The organism is Fischerella sp. JS2 (genome assembly GCF_032393985.1).
Taxonomy (GTDB): domain Bacteria; phylum Cyanobacteriota; class Cyanobacteriia; order Cyanobacteriales; family Nostocaceae; genus Fischerella.
Map to the genome: position 1 here is coordinate 2,473,958 of NZ_CP135918.1, position 25,054 is coordinate 2,499,011.

General features: G+C 39.5%; 21 protein-coding genes, 1 tRNA gene and 1 pseudogene. 12 read left to right on the forward strand and 11 right to left on the reverse strand.

The annotated features are described in order from the left end of the window. Positions 1–714: 714 nt before the first annotated feature. Complete coding sequence (locus tag RS893_RS10225) at positions 715–1,413, forward strand: Crp/Fnr family transcriptional regulator (protein WP_315791073.1); 699 nt, start codon at positions 715–717, stop codon at positions 1,411–1,413. Positions 1,414–1,847: 434 nt separating this feature from the next. On the opposite strand, the gene RS893_RS10230 is transcribed toward RS893_RS10225, so the two are convergent. Further along, positions 1,848–1,988, reverse strand: a complete 141-nt coding sequence (locus RS893_RS10230; protein ID WP_315791074.1) for a hypothetical protein — start codon at positions 1,986–1,988, stop codon at positions 1,848–1,850. A 116-nt stretch (positions 1,989–2,104) separates the two neighbouring features. Here RS893_RS10230 and RS893_RS10235 point away from each other — a divergent pair, with 116 nt between their 5' ends. The 6 genes from RS893_RS10235 (at position 2,105) to RS893_RS10260 (ending at position 9,206) form a co-directional block, all read left to right on the forward strand. Continuing rightward, complete coding sequence (locus RS893_RS10235) at positions 2,105–3,001, forward strand: ABC transporter permease (protein WP_315791075.1); 897 nt, start codon at positions 2,105–2,107, stop codon at positions 2,999–3,001. Continuing rightward, positions 3,001–4,341, forward strand: a complete 1,341-nt coding sequence (locus RS893_RS10240; RefSeq protein WP_315791076.1) for an ABC transporter ATP-binding protein — start codon at positions 3,001–3,003, stop codon at positions 4,339–4,341. Before RS893_RS10235 ends, RS893_RS10240 begins: the two co-directional genes overlap by 1 nt. A gap of 347 nt (positions 4,342–4,688) precedes the next feature. Continuing rightward, entirely contained in the window at positions 4,689–5,918 is a 1,230-nt protein-coding gene (locus RS893_RS10245; RefSeq protein ID WP_315791077.1) for a glycosyltransferase family 4 protein, read from the forward strand. Next, positions 5,894–6,991 carry a glycosyltransferase family 2 protein gene (locus RS893_RS10250; protein WP_315791078.1) on the forward strand — a complete coding sequence of 366 codons (1,098 nt, stop codon included), beginning with the start codon at positions 5,894–5,896 and terminating at the stop codon, positions 6,989–6,991. Before RS893_RS10245 ends, RS893_RS10250 begins: the two co-directional genes overlap by 25 nt. Before the next feature lie 280 nt (positions 6,992–7,271). Further along, entirely contained in the window at positions 7,272–7,943 is a 672-nt protein-coding gene (locus RS893_RS10255) for a DUF2232 domain-containing protein (protein ID WP_315791079.1), read from the forward strand. 69 nt (positions 7,944–8,012) lie between these two features. Continuing rightward, on the forward strand, positions 8,013–9,206 hold the full coding sequence (locus RS893_RS10260; protein ID WP_315791080.1) for a nicotinate-nucleotide--dimethylbenzimidazole phosphoribosyltransferase: 1,194 nt from the start codon (positions 8,013–8,015) through the stop codon (positions 9,204–9,206). A gap of 55 nt (positions 9,207–9,261) precedes the next feature. On the opposite strand, the gene RS893_RS10265 is transcribed toward RS893_RS10260, so the two are convergent. Then, positions 9,262–9,639: a hypothetical protein gene (locus RS893_RS10265; protein WP_315791081.1), complete on the reverse strand. Its 378-nt coding sequence runs from the start codon at positions 9,637–9,639 to the stop codon at positions 9,262–9,264. Between the two features lie 354 nt (positions 9,640–9,993). On the opposite strand from RS893_RS10265, the gene RS893_RS10270 reads away from it, so the two are divergent. Then, entirely contained in the window at positions 9,994–11,139 is a 1,146-nt protein-coding gene (locus tag RS893_RS10270) for an extracellular solute-binding protein (protein ID WP_315791082.1), read from the forward strand. 192 nt (positions 11,140–11,331) lie between these two features. Here RS893_RS10270 and RS893_RS10275 read toward each other — a convergent pair whose 3' ends face one another. Beyond that, positions 11,332–11,841, reverse strand: a complete 510-nt coding sequence (locus RS893_RS10275) for a hypothetical protein (RefSeq protein ID WP_315791083.1) — start codon at positions 11,839–11,841, stop codon at positions 11,332–11,334. A gap of 228 nt (positions 11,842–12,069) precedes the next feature. Beyond that, on the reverse strand, positions 12,070–12,681 hold the full coding sequence (locus RS893_RS10280) for a superoxide dismutase (protein WP_315791084.1): 612 nt from the start codon (positions 12,679–12,681) through the stop codon (positions 12,070–12,072). A gap of 349 nt (positions 12,682–13,030) precedes the next feature. On the opposite strand from RS893_RS10280, the pseudogene RS893_RS10285 reads away from it, so the two are divergent. Continuing rightward, positions 13,031–14,095: pseudogene (locus RS893_RS10285) on the forward strand (transposase); the annotation flags it as partial. Positions 14,096–14,451: 356 nt separating this feature from the next. On the opposite strand, the gene RS893_RS10290 reads toward RS893_RS10285, so the two are convergent. Continuing rightward, complete coding sequence (locus RS893_RS10290) at positions 14,452–15,384, reverse strand: tetratricopeptide repeat protein (RefSeq protein ID WP_315791932.1); 933 nt, start codon at positions 15,382–15,384, stop codon at positions 14,452–14,454. 189 nt (positions 15,385–15,573) lie between these two features. After that, positions 15,574–18,279 (reverse strand): U32 family peptidase, encoded by a 2,706-nt coding sequence (locus RS893_RS10295; protein WP_315791085.1) that lies wholly within the window; start codon positions 18,277–18,279, stop codon positions 15,574–15,576. A 71-nt stretch (positions 18,280–18,350) separates the two neighbouring features. On the opposite strand from RS893_RS10295, the gene RS893_RS10300 reads away from it, so the two are divergent. Next, positions 18,351–18,578, forward strand: a complete 228-nt coding sequence (locus RS893_RS10300; RefSeq protein ID WP_315791086.1) for a hypothetical protein — start codon at positions 18,351–18,353, stop codon at positions 18,576–18,578. A gap of 329 nt (positions 18,579–18,907) precedes the next feature. Continuing rightward, positions 18,908–19,495 (forward strand): hypothetical protein, encoded by a 588-nt coding sequence (locus tag RS893_RS10305; RefSeq protein WP_315791087.1) that lies wholly within the window; start codon positions 18,908–18,910, stop codon positions 19,493–19,495. A gap of 271 nt (positions 19,496–19,766) precedes the next feature. On the opposite strand, the gene RS893_RS10310 is transcribed toward RS893_RS10305, so the two are convergent. Then, positions 19,767–19,961, reverse strand: a complete 195-nt coding sequence (locus tag RS893_RS10310) for a hypothetical protein (RefSeq protein ID WP_009458151.1) — start codon at positions 19,959–19,961, stop codon at positions 19,767–19,769. Positions 19,962–20,087: 126 nt separating this feature from the next. On the opposite strand from RS893_RS10310, the gene RS893_RS10315 reads away from it, so the two are divergent. Further along, positions 20,088–20,471, forward strand: a complete 384-nt coding sequence (locus tag RS893_RS10315) for a hypothetical protein (protein ID WP_315791088.1) — start codon at positions 20,088–20,090, stop codon at positions 20,469–20,471. Between the two features lie 11 nt (positions 20,472–20,482). Here RS893_RS10315 and RS893_RS10320 read toward each other — a convergent pair. The 4 genes from RS893_RS10320 to glyQ form a co-directional block, all read right to left on the reverse strand. Continuing rightward, a tRNA-Ser gene (locus tag RS893_RS10320) sits at positions 20,483–20,567 on the reverse strand. A gap of 214 nt (positions 20,568–20,781) precedes the next feature. After that, on the reverse strand, positions 20,782–23,124 hold the full coding sequence (locus RS893_RS10325; RefSeq protein ID WP_315791089.1) for a ComEC/Rec2 family competence protein: 2,343 nt from the start codon (positions 23,122–23,124) through the stop codon (positions 20,782–20,784). A gap of 121 nt (positions 23,125–23,245) precedes the next feature. Continuing rightward, on the reverse strand, positions 23,246–23,725 hold the full coding sequence (locus RS893_RS10330) for a DUF4079 domain-containing protein (RefSeq protein ID WP_315791090.1): 480 nt from the start codon (positions 23,723–23,725) through the stop codon (positions 23,246–23,248). A 169-nt stretch (positions 23,726–23,894) separates the two neighbouring features. Further along, the gene (glyQ, locus tag RS893_RS10335; protein WP_315791091.1) at positions 23,895–24,776 is read right to left on the reverse strand and encodes a glycine--tRNA ligase subunit alpha; all 882 of its coding nucleotides are present in this window, start codon (positions 24,774–24,776) and stop codon (positions 23,895–23,897) included. Positions 24,777–25,054: the final 278 nt, after the last annotated feature.

Here is a 25,054-nt window from a genome sequence, read left to right on the forward strand (position 1 = left end):
GCGCTAATACTTTACTTTGTTATAACTACTGCCATTATGTTACGCATCAGGTGAGTCTTAACAGCGATCGGGGATCAGGGATTGGGGAACTCGGTCTTCCTTAAAGGGGATAAGGGGAATAGGTTTTCATGCCATGTCTTGAAAATAAGGCAGAAGGCAGAAGGCAGAAGGCAGAAGGTAGAAGGCAAAAGGCAGAAGGCAGAAGGTAGAAGGCAGAAGGCAGAAGGCAGAAGGTAGAGGAGGTAAGAATTTTCATGGCAAGGTTAGTGTACCAACGTTCATGATTGACTGTCTTGAAAATATCGATTAGGGATTAACTTAATAGCAAACCCATAATCCATCTGTGTACCCTGCACCGTAGACAAGAAGTGGCTTCTGTTCCCTGAAAGGGTTCCCGAAGGGTAAGTAGCCGCGCAAAGCGCGTCTACGTTTAATTTTTCCATCTTAATTATGGGCAATTACTCCTGAGGTTCTAGCCTGAAAACAGGGCTTTGGGCATTGGACAAATTTACTAAAAATTTTAAGCTAGCAAAAATTAAATAGCTTGAGTATTGTTGATCTTGGATAGTCTTGTGTTTAAAAAGCTGCAGCCCAAAATCGTGCTTTTGTGTATTAAACTGCTTGCAGAAGTAGGAAAAGAGAAACCAACTGACTTTTTGTATGAAGTCTATTGTGTAGATTGCAGTGTTGATCAATGATCAATAAGATGTCGTAATGGAAGAGCGATATAGCGTGCAAACACCCGCCAATCCCTGGATTTATTCGGCTCCTTTTTTTCAAGGGTTGCCCGAAACTGTTGTCGAAGTAGCTTTAACTCATCTTGTTACTCGCACTCACCCAGCTAATCAAGTGATTTTGCTGGAAAATGACTGGGGAGGTTCTGTATATTTTATCATTGAGGGATGGGTAAAAATTCGCACCTACAATCTTGAAGGTAAAGAAGTAACGCTGAATATTCTCGGTAAGGGGGAATTATTTGGTGAAATGGCAGCACTAGATGAAGTGCCTCGTTCTACAGATGTAATTACTTTAACTGGAACCGTGATTGGTAGTATGCCTGCCCAAGATTTTTTGAAGTTACTTCAAACAGAACCTTTGGCAGGAGTAAGGTTAGCACAATTAATGGCACGACGCCTACGACAAGTAAATCGGCGGTTAAGGTTACGGGAATCTGACAGTCAGTCCCGCGTAGCAGACACGTTATTGTTTCTAGCAGAGGGACAGGGGAAAAAAGGGCAAACAGGAACTGAAATTCCTAATTTACCTCATCGGGAATTGAGTAGTTTAAGTGGGCTGGCACGGGAAACTGTAACCAGAGTATTAACGAAGTTAGAAAAGAAAGGCTTAATAAAAAGAGATCAAGAACTAATTTGTATCCCAGATTTGTCAGTCTTAGAAAGAATGATTGTTTGACTAAAAAAGTATGAAGTGTAAAGGATGAAGGATAAAAAACAACGATTATGATACATGCCTCGCTCTTCATGAGCGAAAAAATCAAGCTTTTCCTCAGTTCAAGCCCCATCCCTTTATAGGTGGGATACTTCATACTTCATACTGAGCGCCTTCAGTTGATACCAAACACGCCGCGTACTGTAGTTTCTCCTTTCTCCCCTAGCTTTAACGCCATCAATATATAGCGTAAGCTAAGGTTTAATTCATCATCAAATATTTGTCCATATAGTTATCTTGCTTGAGGTGTTGCTACTCCAATTCTATTGGGTTCATTTGGGAGTAATATTTAGGTAAAAAGAAGATTTAACCCATGTTTTCCAAAAATTGCTCTCTCTAAGTATCCACTTCACAATAACTTTATATTTAGTGATACTTTTATTTATTTCTTTAAAAGCTTATGTACTGTTAAGTAGTAATCTTAACGGAGGAAATAAGTCATTAGTTTCCGTTAAAGCTTTAGCATCTACACCTTTAATTTGCGTATTGCTGACATTATTGAGCAAGCCAGAAAAAGCAAGCGACTTTGGAAACCACATAACAGAGTTTTGCGACAAAGATGGTTGAAAGTTATGCAAAAGTGTCAAGCACTATCTTCATCAAGTATTCAGACAAAAAATTTTTGTGTAATTATTTTGACAACTTTCTTCCGTCTATGGATAATACAAGAAGTAAACCACCACAGTTAACTTCAGGATCAGATCGGCGAGCGCAAAAGGTGGTTTACACGCCAGAAAGTCAACTGGAGCATCCTGTTCAACTATTTAAAGCAATGGGGCAAGACTTGCTTGCTTCTCGGGGATTAGCTCGGCAGCTAATGATAAGGGATATTAGCGCGCAATATCGGCAGTCTTTTTTAGGGATTTTTTGGGCTTTTGTTCCACCAATTATTACTGCTTTGGGGTTTACTTTTGCTAGTAATGCCAAAATCGTGAATGTGGGAGTGACAGATTTGCCTTACCCAGCTTATGTCATGTTTAGCATGGCTCTATGGCAGACTTTTACAGAAGCACTGAACGCTCCGATTCAAGCTGTGACTGCTGCCAAGCAGATGTTGGCTAGAATTAATTTTCCACGTGAGGCACTCATCCTTGCCAAGCTGGGTGAAATATTCTTCAACTTTACCATCAAGCTAATTCTCATCGTGGCGTTATTTATTTGGTTTCGGATGCCAGTTAGTTGGACTATCATCTTGGCACCAGTAGCCTTAATTCATTTGGTAATTTTAGGAACATTTATTGGCTTATTACTAGCTCCTCTTGGTGTTCTATACAACGACATCACTAAGGCTCTGACCTTAATTATCGGACTCTGGCTATTTTTCACACCAGTAGTTTATCCTGTTCCTCGTGGAGGTGGATTAGCAGCAATTGTGCAATTAAATCCAGTAACTCCTTTACTTGTAACAACAAGAGAGTTGGCGACAACAGGTGTGGTGTCAAATTCTTACGGATTTTGGCTGGCAAGTCTCATTGCCATAGTGGGATTACTGCTGGCATGGCTCGTATATCGTCTAGCGATGCCTTTTGTAGTTGAGCGAATCAGTTCCTAATGACGATTAATTTTACCGATCAAGAAATTTTAGAAAAGCCGCAAGATGATGAGGTGGTTCTCTTAGTTAAGGGAGTCTCGAAAAAGTTTTGCCGTGACTTGAAGCGATCGCTACTTTACGGGGTTCAAGATATTGTCACCGAATTAACAAGAACGCGATCATCTAGCCAGAAACTAAGACCAAAAGAATTTTGGGCGTTAAAAGATGTCAGTTTTGAATTGCGACGAGGAGAATCACTAGGTTTAATAGGACCAAATGGTAGTGGAAAAACGACACTACTAAAAATTATTAGTGGGTTAATCAAGCCCGATACTGGTCTTGTAGAAGTTACTGGTCGTTTAGCACCACTAATTGCCTTAGGAGCGGGATTTAATCCAATTTTGACAGGGCGGGAAAATGTCTACACAAATATGTCAATTTTGGGTTTATCTCGACAAGAAATTGATGAACGATTTCAGGATGTTGTAAATTTTGCAGAGATCGGTGATGCGATTGATGCTCCAGTACAATCCTACAGTTCAGGGATGGCAGCCAGATTAGGATTTGCTTGTGCAATTCATACAGAGCCAGAAATTCTTCTTATTGATGAAGTACTGGCTGTAGGAGATATAAAATTTAAAGCTAAGTGTTATCGAAAGTTGTACGAACTGCGTCAAAAAGGTATATCTTTTATCTTGGTCAACCACAATACTCAAGCAATATTACATGCATGTGAATCTGCAATTTATCTATTAAAAGGCGAATTCATTTTATCTGGTGACATAGAAAAAGTTGTCAAAAAATATGAAGAAGATTTATTCCTGGGAAGCCCAGTCAATCAAGAAAATGCAGTGATGTTTCTACCAGAAAAATTAGAAGCTGAAAGTTTAGGGATAGATATAGTTTCGCTTTTCTTTAGAAATCAACAGGGAAATATAATTGAATCAATAGTTAGTGGTCAAAACCTGATTTTCTGTGTTGGTATTAAAGCGTACAAGAAGGCTGATGATGTTAATCTTCATTTAAAAATTACAGAATTAGGTAGTGAAGGAGGTTCAACTTTATTTATAAGTGGAGGGAATGATGAAACATTTTTTGCAGTTTTCCCAGGAGAACATGAAATACAAGTGCATATGCCTTACCTGGGCTTTAGACCTGGTACTTATACTATGAGCGTTAAAGTCAAAACCGGCTCTTTTTACACTTTTGATGTAGTTGAAAATTTTAAATTTATAGTTGAGTCAGATGGCAAAATGAGCGGATGTAAGTTTTATCAACCAAGATCGTGGAAGCTTGTAAGCAAAGAAAAATCTAATCAGTTTCAGCTAGTTGAAGGTAAACGGGAGGATGAAGTTGAATAAAAATGTTTTATTGATTGTGATTTTAAGTAAATCAATATAAATAAAAAACACAAATCCCCGATTTATAGAGAGAAGTTAGGAATATTACAAAGCACATCGTTATATTTAATTTGCTTGTTTTACTTAGTGATTTTTTATATATTATTTTGAGTCGCAAGTTTAAATTTTAAATAAATTAAATTAAGGTTCAATTATTACATTTGGCATAAGTTTTGCAACTGATAGGAAAAAGGTGATTAATTTGGCAAGTACAGATTTTAGGAAACGAGGAAGTTTTGCGATTAGCATCGGTCGCTGCGGCATCAGGTTCCTTGCCCAAATAGCTGATCTAGAACGTAGAAAGTAACATGGCAACATTAAAATCGCTGCTCTACTTATCTTACGGAAACCTGCCTTCAAAAATGGCTCACACAATACAAGTTGCTAAAATGGCGCAAGCCTTATCTCAAAAGCTGGAAGACTTTGAGTTAGTGACTGGTGGAGATATTAAGTCAGCTTTGAAAGGGATGGATACAGAATTTAAAAATTGGTATGGCTTACATTGCAATTTTAAGGTAGTACGTATCCCAACACATATTAAGCTAAATTACCCTTTCCCCCCAAATTATTACAATCCAAAATTTTTTAAATTAGCTGTTTTGTATGCCTGTCTGAAATCTCCTTCTTTGGTATACACCCGTACACCTAACATTGTTGGGCTTTTGCTGAAGATGGGTATACCAGTTATATGGGAAAAGCATGAACCGATTAACGATGATTCTCCCAGTCGGAAATTTTTTGATGATAAAAACTTTATCGGTTTCGTTACCATATCACCCCAATTATTAGACCAATATATAAAACGTGGTCTCCCTCCTGAAAAAGCTTTATTTGTCCATAGTGGTGTAGATTTAAGCAATTTTTTACCCAACCAGGCAAAAGATTTCGCTCGCCAAAAGCTGTCCTTTGCTCAAGATGAAAAAATCGTCCTATACTCTGGGCATCTATACGAATATAAAGGAATTCCAACACTTTTAGAAACTGCTCGCCTAATGCCAGAATACAAATTTGTTTTAGTAGGAGGATGGATAAATGATATTGATAGAGTAAAAGAAGACTGTAAAAAACTAAACTTAAACAATGTAAATATTATCGGTCATGTAGTGCAATCGGAATTAGCCTCATATTTGTATGCAGCAGATGTCCTAATTCTTCCTACTAGTAAATATTGGCATTTGAGTGAGACAACTAGCCCCCTCAAACTGTTTGAGTATATGGCCACAAGAAGACCAATTGTTGCTTCAGCGTTGCCAACCATTAAGACAGTGTTGCGCGATCGCGAAAATTCTCTTTTGGCACAACCTGATGAACCTCTTGCCTTCAAACAAGCAATAGTCCAATTATTTGAAAATCCCATACTGGCGAGTGCGATTGCTGAACGCGCTTTTGAAGAGGTACATAACTTTACTTGGGATAGCAGAGTAGAGCGGATTTTGCAGTTTGCTGCACTTAGATTACAGAAAGTTAATGAAGGCTTAATTAGTCCTAGAACAAACTTGATGAGATATATCAAATGCTACCTAAAGTCAGCGTTGTGATGTCAGTTTATAATGGCGAACAGTACTTACAGGAGTCTATAGAAAGTGTTCTCAATCAGACCTTTACTGATTTTGAATTCATCATTATTGATGATGGCTCAGTCGATAGTAGCTGGGAAATACTTACTAGATATGCAAGAGAAGATCAACGTATTAAGTTGTTCAAGAATACAGAAAATATCGGTTTAACTAAATCTCTTAATAAGGGATTGAAACTAGCACAAGGAGAGTACGTTGCTCGACAGGATGCAGATGATGTGTCCTCACTAGAAAGGTTTGAGAAGCAGGTAAAACTTTTGGATCAGTCTCCAGAAGTTGTTCTAGTATCTTGCAATATAGAATGGATAGACCCTGAGGGACATTTTATTGCAAAACAGCCAAGAGAGTGCGATCGTGATTTGGTAGCTTGGTACTTATTATACTACAATCATCTGGCAGGTCACAGCCAAGTGATGTTTAGGCAAAAGCCAGTCAAGAATTTAGGCGGTTATTCCGAGGATTATCGCTACAGTCAAGACTATGAACTTTGGAGCCGTCTCATTAAAGTAGGTGATATTGTTATTTTGTCTGATGCTTTACTACAACAACGTCGTCATGACAAAAGTATTTCTGCTGCCAAGAAATTAGATCAGGATACTTACTCTCTGAGCAACTCAAAGCGTAATATTATACAATTGCTAGGCAAAGAACTTAATCTAGAAGAATTAAATGCTCTTAGGGGTTTTTGGCTAGGTCATTGGTGTTCATCTTTTTTCCCATCAAGTCAAAAAGTCAGTTCTATACACTCCCGAATTAAGGAAATTTACCAAGTGTTTGTGCTGCAATCTGTACAACAGAACCGTTGTAATTCTGATCTGTCCTTCCGATTGCGTGTCCGTATCGCGCAGCAGTTTGCATTCTGGTTTGTAAGTCTTAGTATACGACGAGAGTTCAAATCAAAATTCAAGATTTCCCTTTATGTCTTGATCTGGTATCCACCAGCTTTACTAGATTGCTGTTTACAAGACATCAAGAAAGTAATATTACATATGTTTCGATTGTTGGTGTCGACGCATCAGATAAAAACAGAATAATTAGTTATCGTATACAGAGGTGCAGATTTAAAGCACTAATACTAAGTTACATTCAAAAATAGTAACTGAGGCATTTATTTGATAACTAATTAGACCTTGCTTACGCCATAACTGATGGCATAAAAGCTAGAGGAGAAAGGGGAAACTACAGTACATAATGTGTTATATTTAACTTTAATTCGTCTAAGTAACTTTTCATTATATACTTTAAAATTTTCCTACTCACTTAACTTAGTAATTCGCAATAAACCATTGATAATTGACCAATGACTCATGACTAATGACAGAAAAACCCCTAGATCAACAAGATAATTTAAGACGACCACAATTAAAGCTAGATGCGCCTTTACGGATGATGGAAACGGCATTTTTAGCAAGTACTGCTAGCTTAATTTGGTTTATTAATTTTTATTTTCCTTTGGGTCCATTACTGCGAATATTTTTTCCAGTGCCGATCGCTCTGGTCTATCTACGTTGGGGCAAAAGAGCTGCGTGGATGGCAGCTGTAACTTCTGGATTGCTGTTGTCGGTATTAATGGGGCCAATCCGCAGCTTGTTGTTTGTTATGCCCTTTGCCTTTATGGGCGTACTTTTAGGGGCTGCTTGGTATCGTCGCGTTCCCTGGATTGTTTCTATCAGCTTGGGCGCTGTACTGGGTACTTTGGGGGTGTTTTTTCGGTTATGGTTGCTGTCTCTGTTATCAGGGGAAGACCTTTGGGTCTATGTTATTAACCAAGTTACAGAAATAGTGGAGTGGATCTTCCTGAGGCTCGGAATTTTGTCATCGCCCAGTATATCCTTAATTAATTTGGGAGCGATCGCGTTAATTATATTCAACAATTTTTTGTACCTATTTATCGTCCATATAGCAGCCTGGCTATTACTTGATCGCCTCGGTAATCCTATTCCTCGTCCTCCCCACTGGGTACAAGTTCTGATGGATTACGAATAATAGTTAGTGGTTAGTGGTTAGTAGGAATTTCCACTAACTACTAAATACATAATTACTAACAAATTATATATGATTCGCATTTATACTGAAATAGAACAGGGTAAGGAATGGATTGCCCGATATCTTGGTTGTCCACCTTTGTTTGCCTATGTGTTAGGATTTACCGCAACCGGTTTAATACCAGGAATTTCCGCAGCCGGGCGCACGAGTGAGGATCGCAAATTCACAGCCGTTGCTGATGCTGAATTTCTTCACTACGGTGCAGGACATAAACCTCAGTATCCTTTACCACCTTTAACTGCTGGAGCATCACCAGTGTTGATTTCTCGGGCTGTGGTAGAGGCGTTGCACATTCCAGTTTATTTCTTTAATGCTGGTTTACCCTACCCTGCCAATGTCCCAGTCATTGATTTAGGTGGTACAGCTGCAAAATGTTTAAGTTATGGTAATGCTTTAGAACCAGCAACAGTAGAGCATTTATTAGAAGTGGGACTGCTTTGGGGTGAACGCTTAGCTGCCAAGGTTCAAGCAGGTTACGTAGTTTTAGGTGAATGTGTAGTGGGCGGAACGACAACGGCCTTAGCTATTTTACTTGGTTTGGGAATAGACGCAGCCGGAAAAGTAAACAGTAGCCACCCTGTTTGTAACCACACACAAAAATTAGCAGTGGTACAGGCGGGACTTGAGAAGATGAGAGGAGAAGTAGGGGGAGTAGGGAGAGTGGGGGGAGAAAATACTTCTCACAATCCTCACACTCCTCACACTCCTCACACTTCCCCATCTCTCATCGATCCCCTCCAACTAGTCGCCGCAGTGGGCGATCCGATGCAAATAAGTACGGCGGCAATGGCGATCGCCCTAAGTCGCAGTTGTGGTGTTTTACTGGCCGGGGGAACACAAATGCTGGCAGTATATGCACTTATGAGAGCGATCGCTATGGCTTATGCATTACCTTGGCGATCGCAACAAGTAGTAGTGGGTACAACTCGCTGGGTAGCAGAAGATCCCACAGGTAGTACTGTCGAATTAGCCCAACTGATTAACTGTAGTGGTAGTCCTGTCCCTTTACTCGCTACTCAATTAAGTTTTTCTGACTCTCGTTATCCCCAACTTCAAGCCTATGAACAAGGTTTTGTTAAAGAGGGTATGGGGGCTGGTGGTGCAGTAATTGCCGCTCATTTATACCAAAACTGGCAGCAAAATCAGCTTTTATCAGCAGTTGAAACTCAAATTGAGCGAATACTCCAAATCAAAAGTAATTAGTCTTTTGTCATTTCTTCAAAGTTGATGAGGAATGACTATTGACCAATAACTAAAATTAATGAATTCTCTTTAGTAATAATTGCTCTTCTAAAGCAGCAATTCGATTGTATGCTGCTGTTAATTGGGCTGTCAGTCTTTGAATTTGAATTTCTGGTGCTATGTGCTTATCTCCTCCCTGAAGATTCGAGTCTGAATAAATTTCGTCTGCTATGACATCCTTATGTTCCATTTCTGGGTTAAAACTGATATGCCCTTTAAAATGAAAGCGGCTGGAATCGCTATTTTCTAGAACATTCTCTCTATCATCGTCTTTTACATCTACGCGGCAAACTGACAAAGCTTGAGATACTTTGTTATCAAGCTGTTCTATTACTTGATAGAGGGTATCTAACTTAGAACTTAGAGATAGCACCTGCTTCTGTAATGGCTCCATTTAATATGCTCATTCACTTATTTTTCTCTATGGTATTCAATATACTGGCAACGTTAAACATACTTATGATTTTTTTAAGCTTCAATATTATTTTTTTAAATAAAATATTTAAGTATTCATTTAGCAATAAATCTCAATATATTTGGTAATGCAACTAAAATTATTTATTGAGAAAGATGAATATTGAGCAATTTGAGCCAAAAAAGCGCTCTTATATCTTTTTAGCATAGCTGTCCTCTGACTTTCTTCAGTAAGATGTATGATCAAAACTTAACAAATTGTCTAACCAGCTAGAATAGCTGAGATTGAAACAATTAATAAAATTATCTAATCAAAATCTCAAATTCTGAATCAATGTATAGACGGTCATTTTTACAAGGTACTACGACATTAGCTCTGGCGCAGATGTTGCTTGGGTGTAGTGGTAACAAACAAACTACCTTGAGCGTTCAGTTATTGAAAGGTTCAATTCCTGGGCAGGTGGTTGATCAATTCCGCCGTCATTTGGAAAAGGAAGTAAATTTAAATTTTGCCCCTGTAGAGCAATTACAAAGCTTATTTGAGGAATTACAAAGTTGGTACAATCACTCTCAAGCTAATCATCCGCAGGGATGGAGTTTTAATCTACCTTTTGGCTCACAAAAACCTAATATTGCTGACTTAGTGACATTAGGAGATTACTGGCTCAAAACATCAATAGAAAAGAAACTGATTCAACCACTAGAAGTAGAACAGCTCAAACAGTGGATTGTGTTACCACAACGTTGGCAAGAATTAGTGACACGCAACGAACAAGGTTTTCTGGATGCCCAAGGAAAAGTATGGGCAGCTCCTTATCGCTGGGGTAGTACAGTGATAGTTTATCGTCGTGATAAATTTCAACAATTGGGGTGGACACCAACAGACTGGAGTGATTTATGGAGAACCGAACTACGCGATCGCATTTCTTTACTTGACCACCCTCGAGAAGTTATTGGTTTGGTCTTAAAGAAGCTGGGAAAATCTTATAATACAGAAAATATAGATGCAATTCCCAGCTTAGAAACAGAACTACGTGCTTTAAATCAACAAGTAAAGTTTTACGATTCTACAAGATATTTAGAACCGCTTATTATTGGTGATACTTGGCTAGCGGTTGGTTGGTCAGATGATGTATTACCAGTAGTAAGCCGCTATCCGCAACTTGCTGTAGTTACTCCTCTCTCAGGAACAGCATTGTGGGCAGATGTTTGGGTAAAACCTACGAGTATTAACCAAGCAAACTTAGCTTACAAATGGATTGATTTTTGTTGGCAACCAAAGGTTGCTGAACAAATTCTTATTTTCACTAAAACAAATTCACCTATTCTTACTAACATTCAAGCCTCTAATATTCAAGAACAATTACGCAACTTCTTACTAAATAACAATGAAATTTTAGTGAAAAGCGAATTTTTGCAACCTTTGCCTCTTGCTGTAGCTGTTCAATATAGATCAACATTTGCCAAAATAAAAAGCTAGTTAGTTGTTAGTTGTTAGTGGGTAGGAGCATAGGCGCGCTGATCAGCTTCTCGCAGAGTACCATTTGTGTGAATACATTTATCTAAGCTTAAGTATATTCGTATAAATGCTTCACCTTACAGTCGTTAGTAATTCATTGTCAATGATTATTTTAAACCACAACCAACAAATAAGAACCAACAACCAACTCTTCTACAAAGAATTTCCTAAACCAAAGCTGTTTTGAGAATTGATTTTTATCTTACACAATAATGGATTTGTATTAAAATTACATGTATAGCTTGCTAAACTTTCCTTCTGATAATTAAAAACCCGAATGTTGTAACCATAACTTCTAGCAATATCTCCCAACTGATTGACGAAATCGTATCGCTCCAGATAATCTAGTAAACTCCATATTTGTTGATTCACAATCACATCTACTCGCGCGGGTTGGTTATTTGTGAATGGATAAGCTATCCAGTTATCCAGGAGTTTGTTTTCGGAAGTTTCTTTAATCCACCATAAACTTGGAACACTCAATTTTCCTTGGTCAATAGTATTAGCTGTAATCACAGAACCTTTAGGATTAGTCAGTAAATCTAATTCTAAAGGCGCATCAGAAGGAGAGAGATTTGTGGGACTTTCTGCTAGCAAGGGTCGAGTAATTAAGCAAAAAATAGTAGTTAAGTAGGTTCCTAAGACTAGAGCAAGCTGGCGCATAAAATCTGTGATTGTTGCTCATTTCAATATTTCATAACTATGTAATTGAGCTTGACTAAGTACAAAGTTGCATAAGTTTGTAATTTTATTAAAACGCACCAGGTAGCAGAATTAGCACAGAGGGGCGTAGAGTGTTGCCAATTTTAACACAGATGTGAATGGTCGCCTTTTTTAAGTATAGGGTGGTTATTTTCCACCCTATCGATGTATTAATGAGTTGAAAAAGTATTAAGATACAGATTCAAACTGACGGTTAACCTCGTCCCAGTTCACTACATTCCACCAAGCATTTAGGTAATCTGCGCGGCGATTTTGATACTTAAGATAATAAGCATGTTCCCAAACATCATTACCTAGCAGGGGGTAGAGTCCTGTTATCAGTGGACTGTCTTGATTTGAAGTCATGACAATTTGCAACTTATGTTCGGGGTTAAAGACTAACCAAACCCAACCACTACCAAATTGCTTGATGCCAGCATCATTGAATTGTACTTTAAAGTTGTCAAAGCTACCGAAAGTTGCTGCGATCACATCTTTGATTTTTCCTGTCGGTTCTCCTCCACCCTGAGGACTCATAAGCTGCCAAAACAAGGTGTGGTTCGCGTGTCCCCCTGCATTGTTTCGCACGATGGTACGAATGTCTTGTGGGATGGCGTCCAAATTAGTAACCAAGTCTTCGACAGTTTTACTTTGCAGATCACAATGCTTCTCTAAGGCAGCATTTAAGTTGTTGACATAAGCAGCGTGATGCTTATCATGATGCAACTGCATGGTTTGAGCATCAATATACGGCTCTAGTGCAGCATAATCATAGGGCAATGGCGCTAAGGAATAAGCCATTGTATACCTCCTAACACAGCAATTGAATTGAGCTGACAACTCTCTGTATAAGCCTCTGTTAAGCATTCGTAGTTGCTATCAAAACAAAGGCAAGCAGTACTTTTGCTTATATCTTGCATCTCTCTGGATAAACCACTAATACACGAATAGAGGGTGTAAGAAAGTGACACCAGAAGCGAAAATGAGCTTACGTGATACTGAGAAATTAATATAACTGTATTATTTAGGAAATTACGCAAACAAGTAAGGGTGCAGGTGATCGCCAACTTGGAAGACTGCCTGGATTTGCACATCAGATCCGAAATATGAGAAAAAAGGGCGTGAATAGCATTATGGAAAAGCAAGAACAATGAAATCAATTCTTGCCCACGCCCAAGGGTTAGTTTACACCTTAGTGTCGTTGATGCCGTCTACATACCAACAACAAAACCTAGAAGCGATGTTGGGGTTATTTTTGGAGGCGCAAGGATATCCCTTACCTGAACATAGTAGAAGTAAGTCTGCCAGTGCCTTAAGTCGATTTCTCAATATTTACGACTGGTCAACCAAGAGTGTAATTCGCACAATTCGTGCGCGCATCATGCAGGAGATATTGTCCGAGTGCCCAAAGGGGCGCAAACCGTTTTTACAGGTGATGATCGACCTCACAACTGTGGAAAAATTTGGGAAATTCAAGTCTTTTAAGAATTTAATCAGTGTCTATAACGGAAAACGAGGGTTGCATTTGGTTGTGGTGTATTTGGTCGTTGGTCAGTGGCGAGTACCTTGGAATTTTCGTGTTTGGAGAGGCAAGGGAACTACTTCACCCGCACAGTTAGGATTAAAGCTAATCAAGTCATTACCCAAAGCTTTAACCAAACATTTTAAGGTGATGATTTTAGCAGATACTGCCTTCGGAAGTATTGAGTTTCTCCACGGGTTACGTAAGCTTAAATATCACGCCGTTGTTGGAGTACGGATTGACCGTAAATTACTCGATGGGCGTATTTTACGACATTTACATAAACGCGGACAGCAAGTACGATTCGTGGGTTTAAAGTTTCCTGTTACAGTGTCTTGGTATTATCTCAAACGTGATGATGGCAAGTTGGAGAAAAGGTTTATTCTATCTACTAGACCTCTCAAGGCGAGTACTATTAACTGGTGGGGTAAGCGTCGCTGGCAAATTGAGGGTTGGTTTAAAATTGCAAAGCATCGTTTTGGGTTAAACCGCTTCGGTCAAGGAAAACTTTTGGGCGTTTATCGCTGGTTAGTACTTTCGCTAATTGCTTATATTTTGGCGCATTGGGCTTATTTATCGCTTGCCACTACAGATCTACCTGATTGGGGACAAGCTGCACAAATTGCTATTCAAGCTTGCTTGCCAGGATTTCTTGTGTTTTCAATTTTACTGAATCTTGAACGAATGCGTTCTTTCTTACTTAGTCAAGATATTAACATTCATATTTCCAGATGCAAGATATAAGTTTGGCAATTTCTGTATGCCGAACAAATTATTCTCTATATATAAATCATATTCATAATGACTATGAATTGTAACTAATTGTTGGCAATTTACATTGGCACGTCTACATAGAAGCAACAAAAAATCCCGGTAAAAGCAACCGGGATAAGCATAAAAGAATTAATGATAATGAAAAATATTACTGATAATGATTAGGATAAGTAGCAAGTCTGAGCTAACCGCCCTTGTAGCCAAATAGTAAATAAAAGCAGGTTTGTTTTGAGGGCTTGGGCCCTCAAAAGTACAAATGAACTTGCCACCTTTGACTAGTGACTTTGAAACAAAGCTTGAAAGCGTTGATCAGAACGAATTTTGTCAAAGTCTGAGTGAGTTTTGATGGTTTCTAAATATTCTGGACAAAGGCTAATTGCTTGTTCTAGGTTGGTAATTGCAACTGGGATATTATACTTTTGGGCATAACAACGAGCTGTGTTGTACCAAATTACGGGGTCGCTTGGTTGCAATTGTGCAGCTTGATTGTAGCTAGCGATCGCATCATCATAATTTTCTAGATTTTCCCACGCTATACCTTTGTTTAACCAAGCTTTATAGTAATTAGGTTGAATAGATAACGCACGGTCAAAGCTCTTGATTGCTTTTTGATAATGTTTCCATTCATTCAAAGTTACACCTCTGTTAAACCAAGCCATGACGTTATCAACATGGAATTCAATGGCGCGATCGTAACTGTTGAGAGCTTCTTCATACCGCCTGAGTTCTCTTTGAGCATTACCTTTGTTGTTCCAGGCCCAATAGGCATCAGGTTGTAACTTCAAACATTGGTTAAAGCTGACTATTGCTTGTTGGTACTGCTGTAAATCGCACAAAGTCAATCCACGATTGTGCCAAATAGTGGCAGCATTGGGGTTAAACTCGATGGCACGATCAAAGCTGTTGAGCGCTTCTTGATGTCGTTCTAGCTTGCCTAAAGCAATAGCTCGGTTATGCCAAACCCAACTATCATTGCTGCGTAATTTCAGCATTTCGTCAAAACAAGCGATCGCGTCTTCGTGACGACCCAACGAACCAAACGCAAAACCCTTTTGGAACCAAGCTTCTGGATAATCTGGTCTACATTTAAGTGCTGTATCCAGAATAGTAATCGCTACTTCAAATTCTTGAGCTTTATTGCGTCGAAGTCCTTGCTGGAAAAAAAACTCTGCTTCCAGGTTGAGAGTCAGCTTAAACGAGTTTGGCATCATACCCTAGAATGATTTTTTCTTTTATATTTAAAAAACAATAACATAACTTAATAGCTAAATTCCTTATTGATTGTTAAATGCAAATAACAAGCTATTCCTTAGGAAGTTGCTTAAATCTCCAAATTAAGCTAGCTATCCAAGGAAAATTTTTAACTATTTGTGTTTAGGAATACTAAGTGAAACAATCTAATGAACTACTGAACCACGGGTTACACCTAGCTGATTTTGCAACTTTAACTCTCGCCAAAGTTGGGAACCTGTAATTTTGCCTTTCAATAATTCTTGGTATTGGTGTATCGTTTGAGTGACATACTCAGGAGACTCATTGACAAATTCAATCCGGAAGTGACGTAAGCCCAGTTCTATTAAACGTTGTACATACTCTGCCCCTGTTTGGGCTGTACCATTAAATACCGTATTGCGACAACCAACATCAGCATGAAGGATGTGTTCTGCACCAATGCGATCGCGTAGTTTCACTTCATGCTTTTCACAGGGTCGCCCGCAATTACGAAAGTCTGTGCCGCTAGATAAAAAGGCGCAAAATACACAATGTTCCATATGAAACATCGGCATATGTTGATGGATAGTCACCTCAAACCAATCAGCAGGAGTACTTTTAATTAGGTCTTCCAGTTGGTTTATATTCAAATCGTAGGAAACACTCAGGCGTTCTAAATAAAACTGATTTTTAAATAAGTCTGCTGTGAGAGGATTAGCAACATTGAGAGAAAAATCTCCAATACAACGTTCACCAGCAAAGAATTTGAGATGGTCATAATTCCGTATCAAATAGCCATCAGCTTTACACGAACGCACTTGCTGTAAAATCCAATTTTCTCCAGGCTTAGTAATTCGGGGTGGTGCAATCCAGATGGTAGGAGTGAGAGAGTCACTTTTGTGATGAGTTGTTCTGAGATGGGGTGGTGGGGTAGTGGGGTGGTGGGATGAAATTCTCTCCCCATTTACCCCTAATCCCCACTCCCTGGGGTCGTGGGGGCCCCGAGTTCCCCATCTCCTCTGTTGGCGTACCATCTCCACCGCCTCGCGATACTTGCGGGGATCTTCAAATTCACAGTAGATAGTATCAATGCCTGCTGTGAGTGCTGCTTGTAGTTGCTGAAGATTACGTACTAGTACGATGAGAGATGGGATATGGGGTTGGTGGGATGATCGAGAGGGGAGTAGATCCCAAAGGGAAGCATTAAGATTTAGTTGCCAACGCTTGGGTTTTCTTCGTAGCTTATCTAATTGAGCAACTATTTCTCGTCGCATCCGATTTAACTCACTCACGGGTAGCATCAATTCTCCAATGAGGTTAGTTGTCAATTCACCCAAACGCAAAGGAGTATTACCGAGGCGACCGAATTGTTCTTGTAAACGTTCTGGAGTCAGAGGTTTGTTGTGTGCTGCTACTAGTGGTGTAGAAGATTCTACCTGAACGACATGACCGAGTTCATCACGTGCGATCGCTACTAAATTTTGTTCAATTTCTCCGTACACCTCAATCTTAATCGGACGCTGATACTGTGGTATCTCCCCAGCGAAACTCTGCCGCAATTGCTTATCAAGTTCCGGGTCGCTGGTTTTCCAAACCTTATCACCTACATGCACTCGCCGCCAATTCAAATCCCGTCGTCCGAACGTTAAGATGGTTTCTTTTCCTTTTTGTTCTACTGCATAGATGCGTCCGCCTTCTTCCTTTGTCTCTGGACAACCGCAGTCAAACACAACACCATCGCCTGGTTTCATAGGTGCTTCTAGCTTGAGAATCACCTTTTCATTATTGATGCGGATTACTTCTCCCAAGTAAACTCCCCGCTTTTTCCCAAAGCGGGCGTGAACTAATTCTTGATTGTTAATTCCACGGAACCACCCAGTATAAATTCCCCGCGAAAAAGCCATCTCTAAATTGTAGCGTTCCTCAGAAGATGCGGAAAGAATATTTTCCTTTATCTGTGCCCCTTTGACCTTTTCCCTATTGTGAAGCGCTTCCTTCTGCCCTCTGTCCTCTGCCTTCTGCCTTTCTTCCATCACCCGATCCAATGCTTGCCGATAAACACGAGTCACATTTGCAACATACTCTGGAGATTTCAACCGCCCTTCAATCTTGAGACAAGCTACACCCGACTTCACCAAATCCGGCAAAACCTCTAACCCTGCTAAATCTTGGGGACTAAGGAGGTATTTTCTATCTCCTAAATTTACAACTTCCCCATCTGCAATTAACTCATAAGGCATTCGGCAAGCTTGGGCGCATTCACCCCGGTTAGCAGAACGTCCCCCTAGTGCTTCGCTTGTTAAACATTGCCCAGAGTAAGCAACACACAACGCGCCGTGAACAAACACTTCCAAAGGTAGCGAACTGCCTCTGTATGCTAGTTGGCTTTGAATTTTATTGATTTCGTGGAGAGAACATTCACGGGCAAGCACAACTAAATTACACCCCAGCGATTCCGCAAATTCCACACCAGCAGTACTAGTAATGGTCATTTGAGTTGAGGCATGAATCGGAAAATCTGGTGATAGGTGACGAATGAGACGACAAATACCGATATCCTGCACAATTACCGCATCCACACCAGCTGCAATAATCGAGCGAATATATTGTTGTGCTTCTCTCAGTTCTTGGGGAAAGATCAGCGTGTTGAGGGTGACATAACCTTTAACACCACGACTGTGCAGGTACTCCATTAATTCTGGCAAGTCAGCCTCAGTAAAGTTTTCCGCCCGCATTCTGGCGTTGAACCGATCCAAACCGAAATAAATTGCATCTGCACCATTTTCGACAGCAGCTTTGGCACATTCCCAATTACCAGCTGGGGCGAGGAGTTCGGGAAGTTGGAATTTGGGTGAAGTGGTTTCGGAAGTTTGTAGGCGATCGGCTTTCATCGGTACTAAGGCAGGATAGGTGATTCCTTAGTGATTTTATCGTTGCTGGGGGGATGGTGGGGGTAGGAATTTTGAACCGTAAAGGAAACAAGGATGACATAATTGGTTATTTGGAAGAGCGTAATCTTCCGCTAGATGAGATAGGACGTAATCTCCTAGCCGAACGAATATTAAAGTTTCCTCCCCAGCTCGGATATCTTACAATTTCTAATGCCTTACAGTGGCGACTTCAGTATAGTCGAATTATTGATGTTGCCAACTCAAAAACTGATACGGGAGTAGAGAACCTGTTTATCTAAGGAACTTGGTGATTTTCAGACCCCTCCTGCACTTGTCACAGATGTGTTGAAATGTCTGAATGTCAGTGGAGAACTTTGGACAAGAGTGCTTGAGCCAACATGTGGTAGTGGAAATTTTATTTCTGCTTTACTAGCTCTTCCTGTACTCCACGAGAAATTCAGGCAATAGAGTTTGATTTAGCTTACTTTAAAAATGCAAAAGGATTGCTGAACAAACTTCTGCAACTCGTATTATTGTTCAGCAAGCTAAAGTTTTTGATTTAGACTTACAACATAATTTAAGTTGGAGTGAATCGGGTTATCTATTAGTTATAGGTAATCCACCGTGGGTGACTAATTCTCAACTTGGTGTATTAGAAAGCAATAATCTTCCAATAAAAACTAACTTCAAGGGTTTAAGAGGAATTGATGCTTTAATCGGATTTTCTAATTTTGATATTGCAGAGTATATCTGGATCAAACTTATCAGAGAACTTGCTTTTGAAAAGCCAACAATAGCTCTACTTTGTAAAACTTCTGTGGCACGTAATGTACTGAAATTTGCTTTTGATACCAAACTTAAAATTAATAATGCTTCTATTCGATTGATTGACACTCAAAAATGGTTTAAGGCTTCTGTAAGTGCTTGTTTATTTTATGTAGAGGTTGGTGCTGATAAACCTTGTTATCAAGCAGATGTCAATTCTGACTTGTATACAAATGAGCCACAATCAACTATAGGTATTATTGGTGAACAATTAGTTGCAGATGTTAAAGCCTATGAACACTCTGCATTTATTGAAGGAGTTAGTTCTTGGAATTGGAGACAGGGACTTAAACATGATACAGCTTCAGTAATGGAACTAACTCTAACATCACAGAATTTTTTCCAAAACAAGTTTAAGGAAAGAAAAGCTAATCATGCAAGCAAGTGTTGAGTACCAACGCTACAAACCTAACTCAGATATAGTCAATCCAGAATGGCATTCTTCTTTAGAATTATTATCCAGATAATGTTTTGTTAGGGTGAAGCGATCGCACTAATACTTTACATTGCATCCAGATTAATTTCCATCTCTTGCAACTTAGCTGCAAAGGCTTCTTTCTTTATGTTCCACTTCAGTTGTGCGATCGCACTTCTTCCCTTAAAATTCCTGTCCTGCTTTTTCTCAACTCCAGAGTAGCAGCATTCTCCCACCGCAGCCAGCTTTAGGAATTTTCTTTTTTCTCTCTATCTAATTTTTCTCTAATAGCTTCTCTACAAAATTCAGCAGGATTATCTTTACTTTTTACTTCCTGGTAAGTTGTCTCATCTACTCTAATTGTTAATGTCTTAGTTAACGCTTGTTCTCTATCTGTGCTTAATGGTTGTAAATTTTTTGGATTACCTTTAGGATTGGGCATTTATTAATAAAAGTAAAAATATATTGCTTTGATATGTATACATATCAAATGATTATGGTTGGTAGTTGCTGACTCGCCAAAGCTGACAACTACCAACATCCACCTACTTAAAGATAGACAATCATTATGTTATCAAGAGACCAGCTTGAGAAGCTATCGTTGGAAGACTTGCAAGCGATCGCACGGGATTTTGGTATAACTCCCATTAGTGGCAACTTCAAAACAAAAGAAGTATGGATAAATGCTCTCGCACGCTTTCCATACAAAGCTATTGATCAAATGCGAGATGGTATAGGATTACACCATCAAGGAAAAGAAGCATATGACAAGCTTACTGAAGTCTTAGATTTAATTGGGGAAGCTACGGATAGTCAACGAGCATTACTCAAGATGTGCGATGCTGACAGATGGTTAGAGAACGAGACTTGGCGGTATTACCAGGAAAAAATGAGAGATATCTTCAGAGCGCAAATGTTAATCAGGAACGCAATCAAATTGTTGGTAGGTTGAAGTAGGTAAAACGGAGAGGGGGGGATTCGAACCCCCGTAGGATTTCTCCTAAACGCATTTCGAGTGCGTCACCATCAACCACTCGGACACCTCTCCAAAAACTATTTATACTTTTCTAACAGCGAAACTATAGCTACGCCTTTCCTATTATAGCACTATATCATTATTACTACCAATCTGCAAAAAAATACATCAAATGGATAAAACCCCTCCCCAGTCCTCCTTAAAGACAGGAAACTATTATGCAAGTGAAGCTATCTGTTGTATTACAGTCCATAAATTGAGAGTTTGTCTCCATAATTCCTAAACTTCACAATACAGAAGTTTTATTTTCTGTCATCTGAATAAATGGCTCAAATTCTCTTTGAGGAGTCCATTGGATTGCCCCATCTTTTCCTGTAAAGTATAGTTTTGTTTGACCTTGATTGATTTCTGACAAAGCTGATTGGTCAATCTTAGCGCTTGTGGCGATCGCTACTTGTGGTTGTAAAGCCGTCACTAGTTCTTTTAAAGATTCACCAGAACACCATAAAACTTGTGGACGAGGTAGTCCTCCTGTTTGAATTAATTGACGTATTTCTGTAGATTTGATATCGCCTACTAATAACCAAGATTGACCTTGAATTTGCATTTGTAAAATCGGTGATTCTTGATTAATTAGTTGAGCCACAATAATATCAGTAGTGACCGTTTGACCCACTGATAAAGCTTGGTAAACTCCCTTCTGCTTTTGTACTGACTGTTGAATTACCTGACTGATGAGAAGATTTTCTGGTGTGGGAGCATAATGATAGAAAACTTTGATTGGTAGAGTTTGCATTACTTCTAACCAACTATTGCGATTACCATTGTGTTGAAAATTTGAAGCGATCGCCCAATCAATTCGATTAACTCCCTGTTGTTGTAAAAACGGTAATATTGTAAAGCGTCCTGTTCCTTCGTCACCACTATTAATAAGTGTGACTTTACCTTGGTTTTGCACTATAATCACGGGTTGATCATCAGCTGCTAAAACTGTAATCCGAAATAATGTGTTAGCAGAGTACCAAACCGGAATCAATACCAAACCGAAAGCAATAAAACTGGCAAACCACCAACGTTTTTGCCACCAAGTTGTTACCCAAACCAAGATAATGAGCGCATAAATAGCAAGTAGTTGCCAAATGCCAATTTTACCAACAGCGTAAGAATTTCCTGGGAGATGACTGAAAAATTCTACTAACTTAATTAACCAATCACTGGGGTAGTTTAATACTCCAGCAACAGTACTGCCAACATCGGGAACAATTAAGGCAATCACTGCACTAATAATTCCACCTATACTAATCACTGAAATTAAAGGTGTGCTAATAATATTCAGCAGTAGACTGTAAGTGGGCACAACTCCAAATACAAAAAGTTGGAGTGGTAAAGTCCAAATCATTGCAGCCAAAGGAACAGCAATTAAAGAAGCGATCGCAGGCGGTAGCCATTGCAAACGTTCCGTCAAAGCTGGGACTGTGACTATTAACCCTAGTGTTGCTAAAAAGCTCAACTGAAATCCTAAATCCCAAACCCATAAAGGATTAAACAACAATAATATAGTTGCCGCAACTAGTAATGATCCCAATTGTTTGACTTTGCGCTTTAATCCTAAAGCAATTAAAGCAGCGAATCCCATAATTACAGCTCTTAATACCGCAGGTTGGAAACCGGTTAAACATAAGAATAGAATTAAAGCTAAGCTACCCAGGGTAATTTGCGTTGATTTTTTCAAGCCTTTTGTTAAGCCCAGGACTACACCCAAAATCAATGAAGTTTGAAACCCAGATGCTGCTAAAGCATGAGCTAAACCAGCTTGGACAAAAGTATCACGGATATTGTAAGGTAAATCAACAGCCTTGCTACCTAATACCATTGCACTTACAAGTGGCCCTGCTGGAACACCTAATAATTTGACTTGCGATCGCACAATGCGTTCTCTAACTTGCCACCATCCCCATCGAGGTTGTTCTTGTTCTTCATCCAACACATTTACTAATCGTCCCACCAAACCAGCAAAAGCCCCTTCCTGTTGGAGATATTTTTGAAAATCAAAAGCGCCAGGATTAGATGGTGGTTTTGGTTTATATAAAATCCCAGTAATTGCTACTTCCTGACCAGGATACAAACCAGTAGCCTGAAGTATTGGTACTGTTACATACAATTTACCTGTTACACCTTTACCTAAACCCACCGGGCCCTTATCATTTTTAACTTCATCTAGCTTATTTGCTTCTAACCAAAACTGTCCCCTTTGGCTACGAGTAAGTCGCGGTGTAGTGATCACTTCACCTCGAACAATCAAAAGTTGTTCTTGATTACTATTTTCAGGCGGAACAAATTTACTAATATCGTTTTCCCCTACTTGGGGAACACGTAGGGGAAAATATAAAGTTGCCAACAACCCAACTACCCCAGCAATTAACCATACTCTGGAGTGGGGGATATTAGACAACTGTGGTGCTGTCTTAGTTTTTGACAAAACTTTTTGCAGCGTTAAGCGTCGTCTTTGCAAAAAAACTGCTCCTACTATACCTAAAAGCAGCATCCAAACTCCGCCCCCAAAAATGGCTGTAAACAACAACCCAAGAATATAGGCTAAACAAATAATTACACCACTGGTCTGAATCATGAGACTTTTGTAAGAGTTAGCGCCCCACGCATTACAAAGAATGAAACTAAGTATAAATGTAAAAAAGTCCACTTCTGTGGACTTGTAATACTCGATTGCGATCAGCTTTACTTAATTTAGATTACAAAGATATACCTAACTGTAATCCAAGTAAGGCATGAACAAGCATCAAACAAAACGCGCTACTACCCAAGTATGCATGAAGTGCGCGTAAACTAGGTTTATTACCACCAAATTTGCTAAAAGAGATTACAGCATTGATCCCCAACAATAACAGCAAAATTGAACCAGTCCAAAAGTGAGGACTTTGAAACATTGGCTGATGCTGCATCACCAAAGATAACACTCCTCCGGTGTAACCCAACGCCATAAACAAAAACATCCACGGTGCAAGTTTGCGATGATCGCTGCGACTTTTCGAGGCTACTTCTTTATCTTCAGTAAGTCGTCCCCGCCAACCAGTGAACCCCACAAAGCTGCCCATAACAAAAATGACAATACCCATCATCACCGGATGTCCCCAATGTACAATCGGTTCGGGAACTCCTAAAGAACGGAACCAAGCTGCTATAGGTTCTAAAATCTCAGTAAAGTTAAGCATCTTCATCCCATACATCACTTAGTTACCGAGTTTCTCCTTACCCTCACCTCTTTGGTATGAGACTAAGGGAATATATGCGTAAGTTATAACTTAAATTACAGCTGCCACTGAGCTTTCAGTTATGTTAACGCATCTCCAAATAACAATTTAATCTCTGTTAGATGCCGATTTAACTACCTGTCTTATTTAACAGTAGTGGAAAACCTAGCTTTTCTCGCTGTTCTACATACAGTTGTGCCACCTTGCGTGCCAAATGTCGAATTCTACTAATGTAGCGAGTCCTTTCCGTAACTGAAATTACCCCTCTTGCATCCAGCAAATTGAATGTGTGTGAACACTTCATCACATAATCCAAACTAGGTAAAACCAATCCTTTCTCTGTTAATTGCTGTGCCTCCTGCTCATACATATTAAATAGCGTCAGCAGCATCTCTGGATTAGAGACTTCAAAATTATAAACACACTGTTCTATCTCGCCTTGAAGGTGAACATCACCATAGGTAATGTTATCTGTCCAGTGGATTTTAACCATAGCCTCCACTCCCTGGAGATACATCGCTAAACGTTCCAAACCATAGGTAATCTCAATTGAGACTGGACGACAATCAATACCCCCACATTGTTGAAAGTACGTGAACTGGGTGATTTCCATCCCATCTAGCCAAACTTCCCAACCAGTACCCCAAGCACCTACAGTTGCATCTTCCCAGTTATCTTCCACAAACCGAATATCATGGTCTTCCGGACGGATACCCAAAGCCCTTAAAGAGTCTAGATAAATTTCTTGAATATTATTAGGTGAAGGTTTGATCAGTACTTGGTATTGATAATAGTGCTGGAATCGATTTGGATTTTCGCCGTAGCGTCCATCTGTAGGACGGCGACAAGGTTCAACGTAAGCTACAGCCCAAGGTTCTGGCCCTAAGGCTCTTAAAAATGTATGTGGGTTTTTGGTTCCTGCTCCCTTCTCTATATCGTATGGTTGGGCGATCAAACATCCGCAACTGCTCCAAAACTTATGCAAAACCTCTATTACCGACTGAAAATTCACAACAATCCTTCCGTAAAGTCAACATTGCCTAACCCATTGTTGCTTAAAGTCGTTATTGCAAGCAGCTTTAGGGTATTAAAAAATAGAGAAAAAATTTTAAGTAAAAGTAGTTGACAAAGAAGTGGAGGGTAGCTACTATAAGAAAGTGCCAAATGAGCAAGGCGCTGCAAAGCGAAGCTCGAGGGCAACCGAACCATGAAAATTGTATAGTTTGAAAGCCATTATACATAAAAAAGCCTGCGTCAGTAAAGAAATAGACCAAGGCTAAGGTCAAAAAA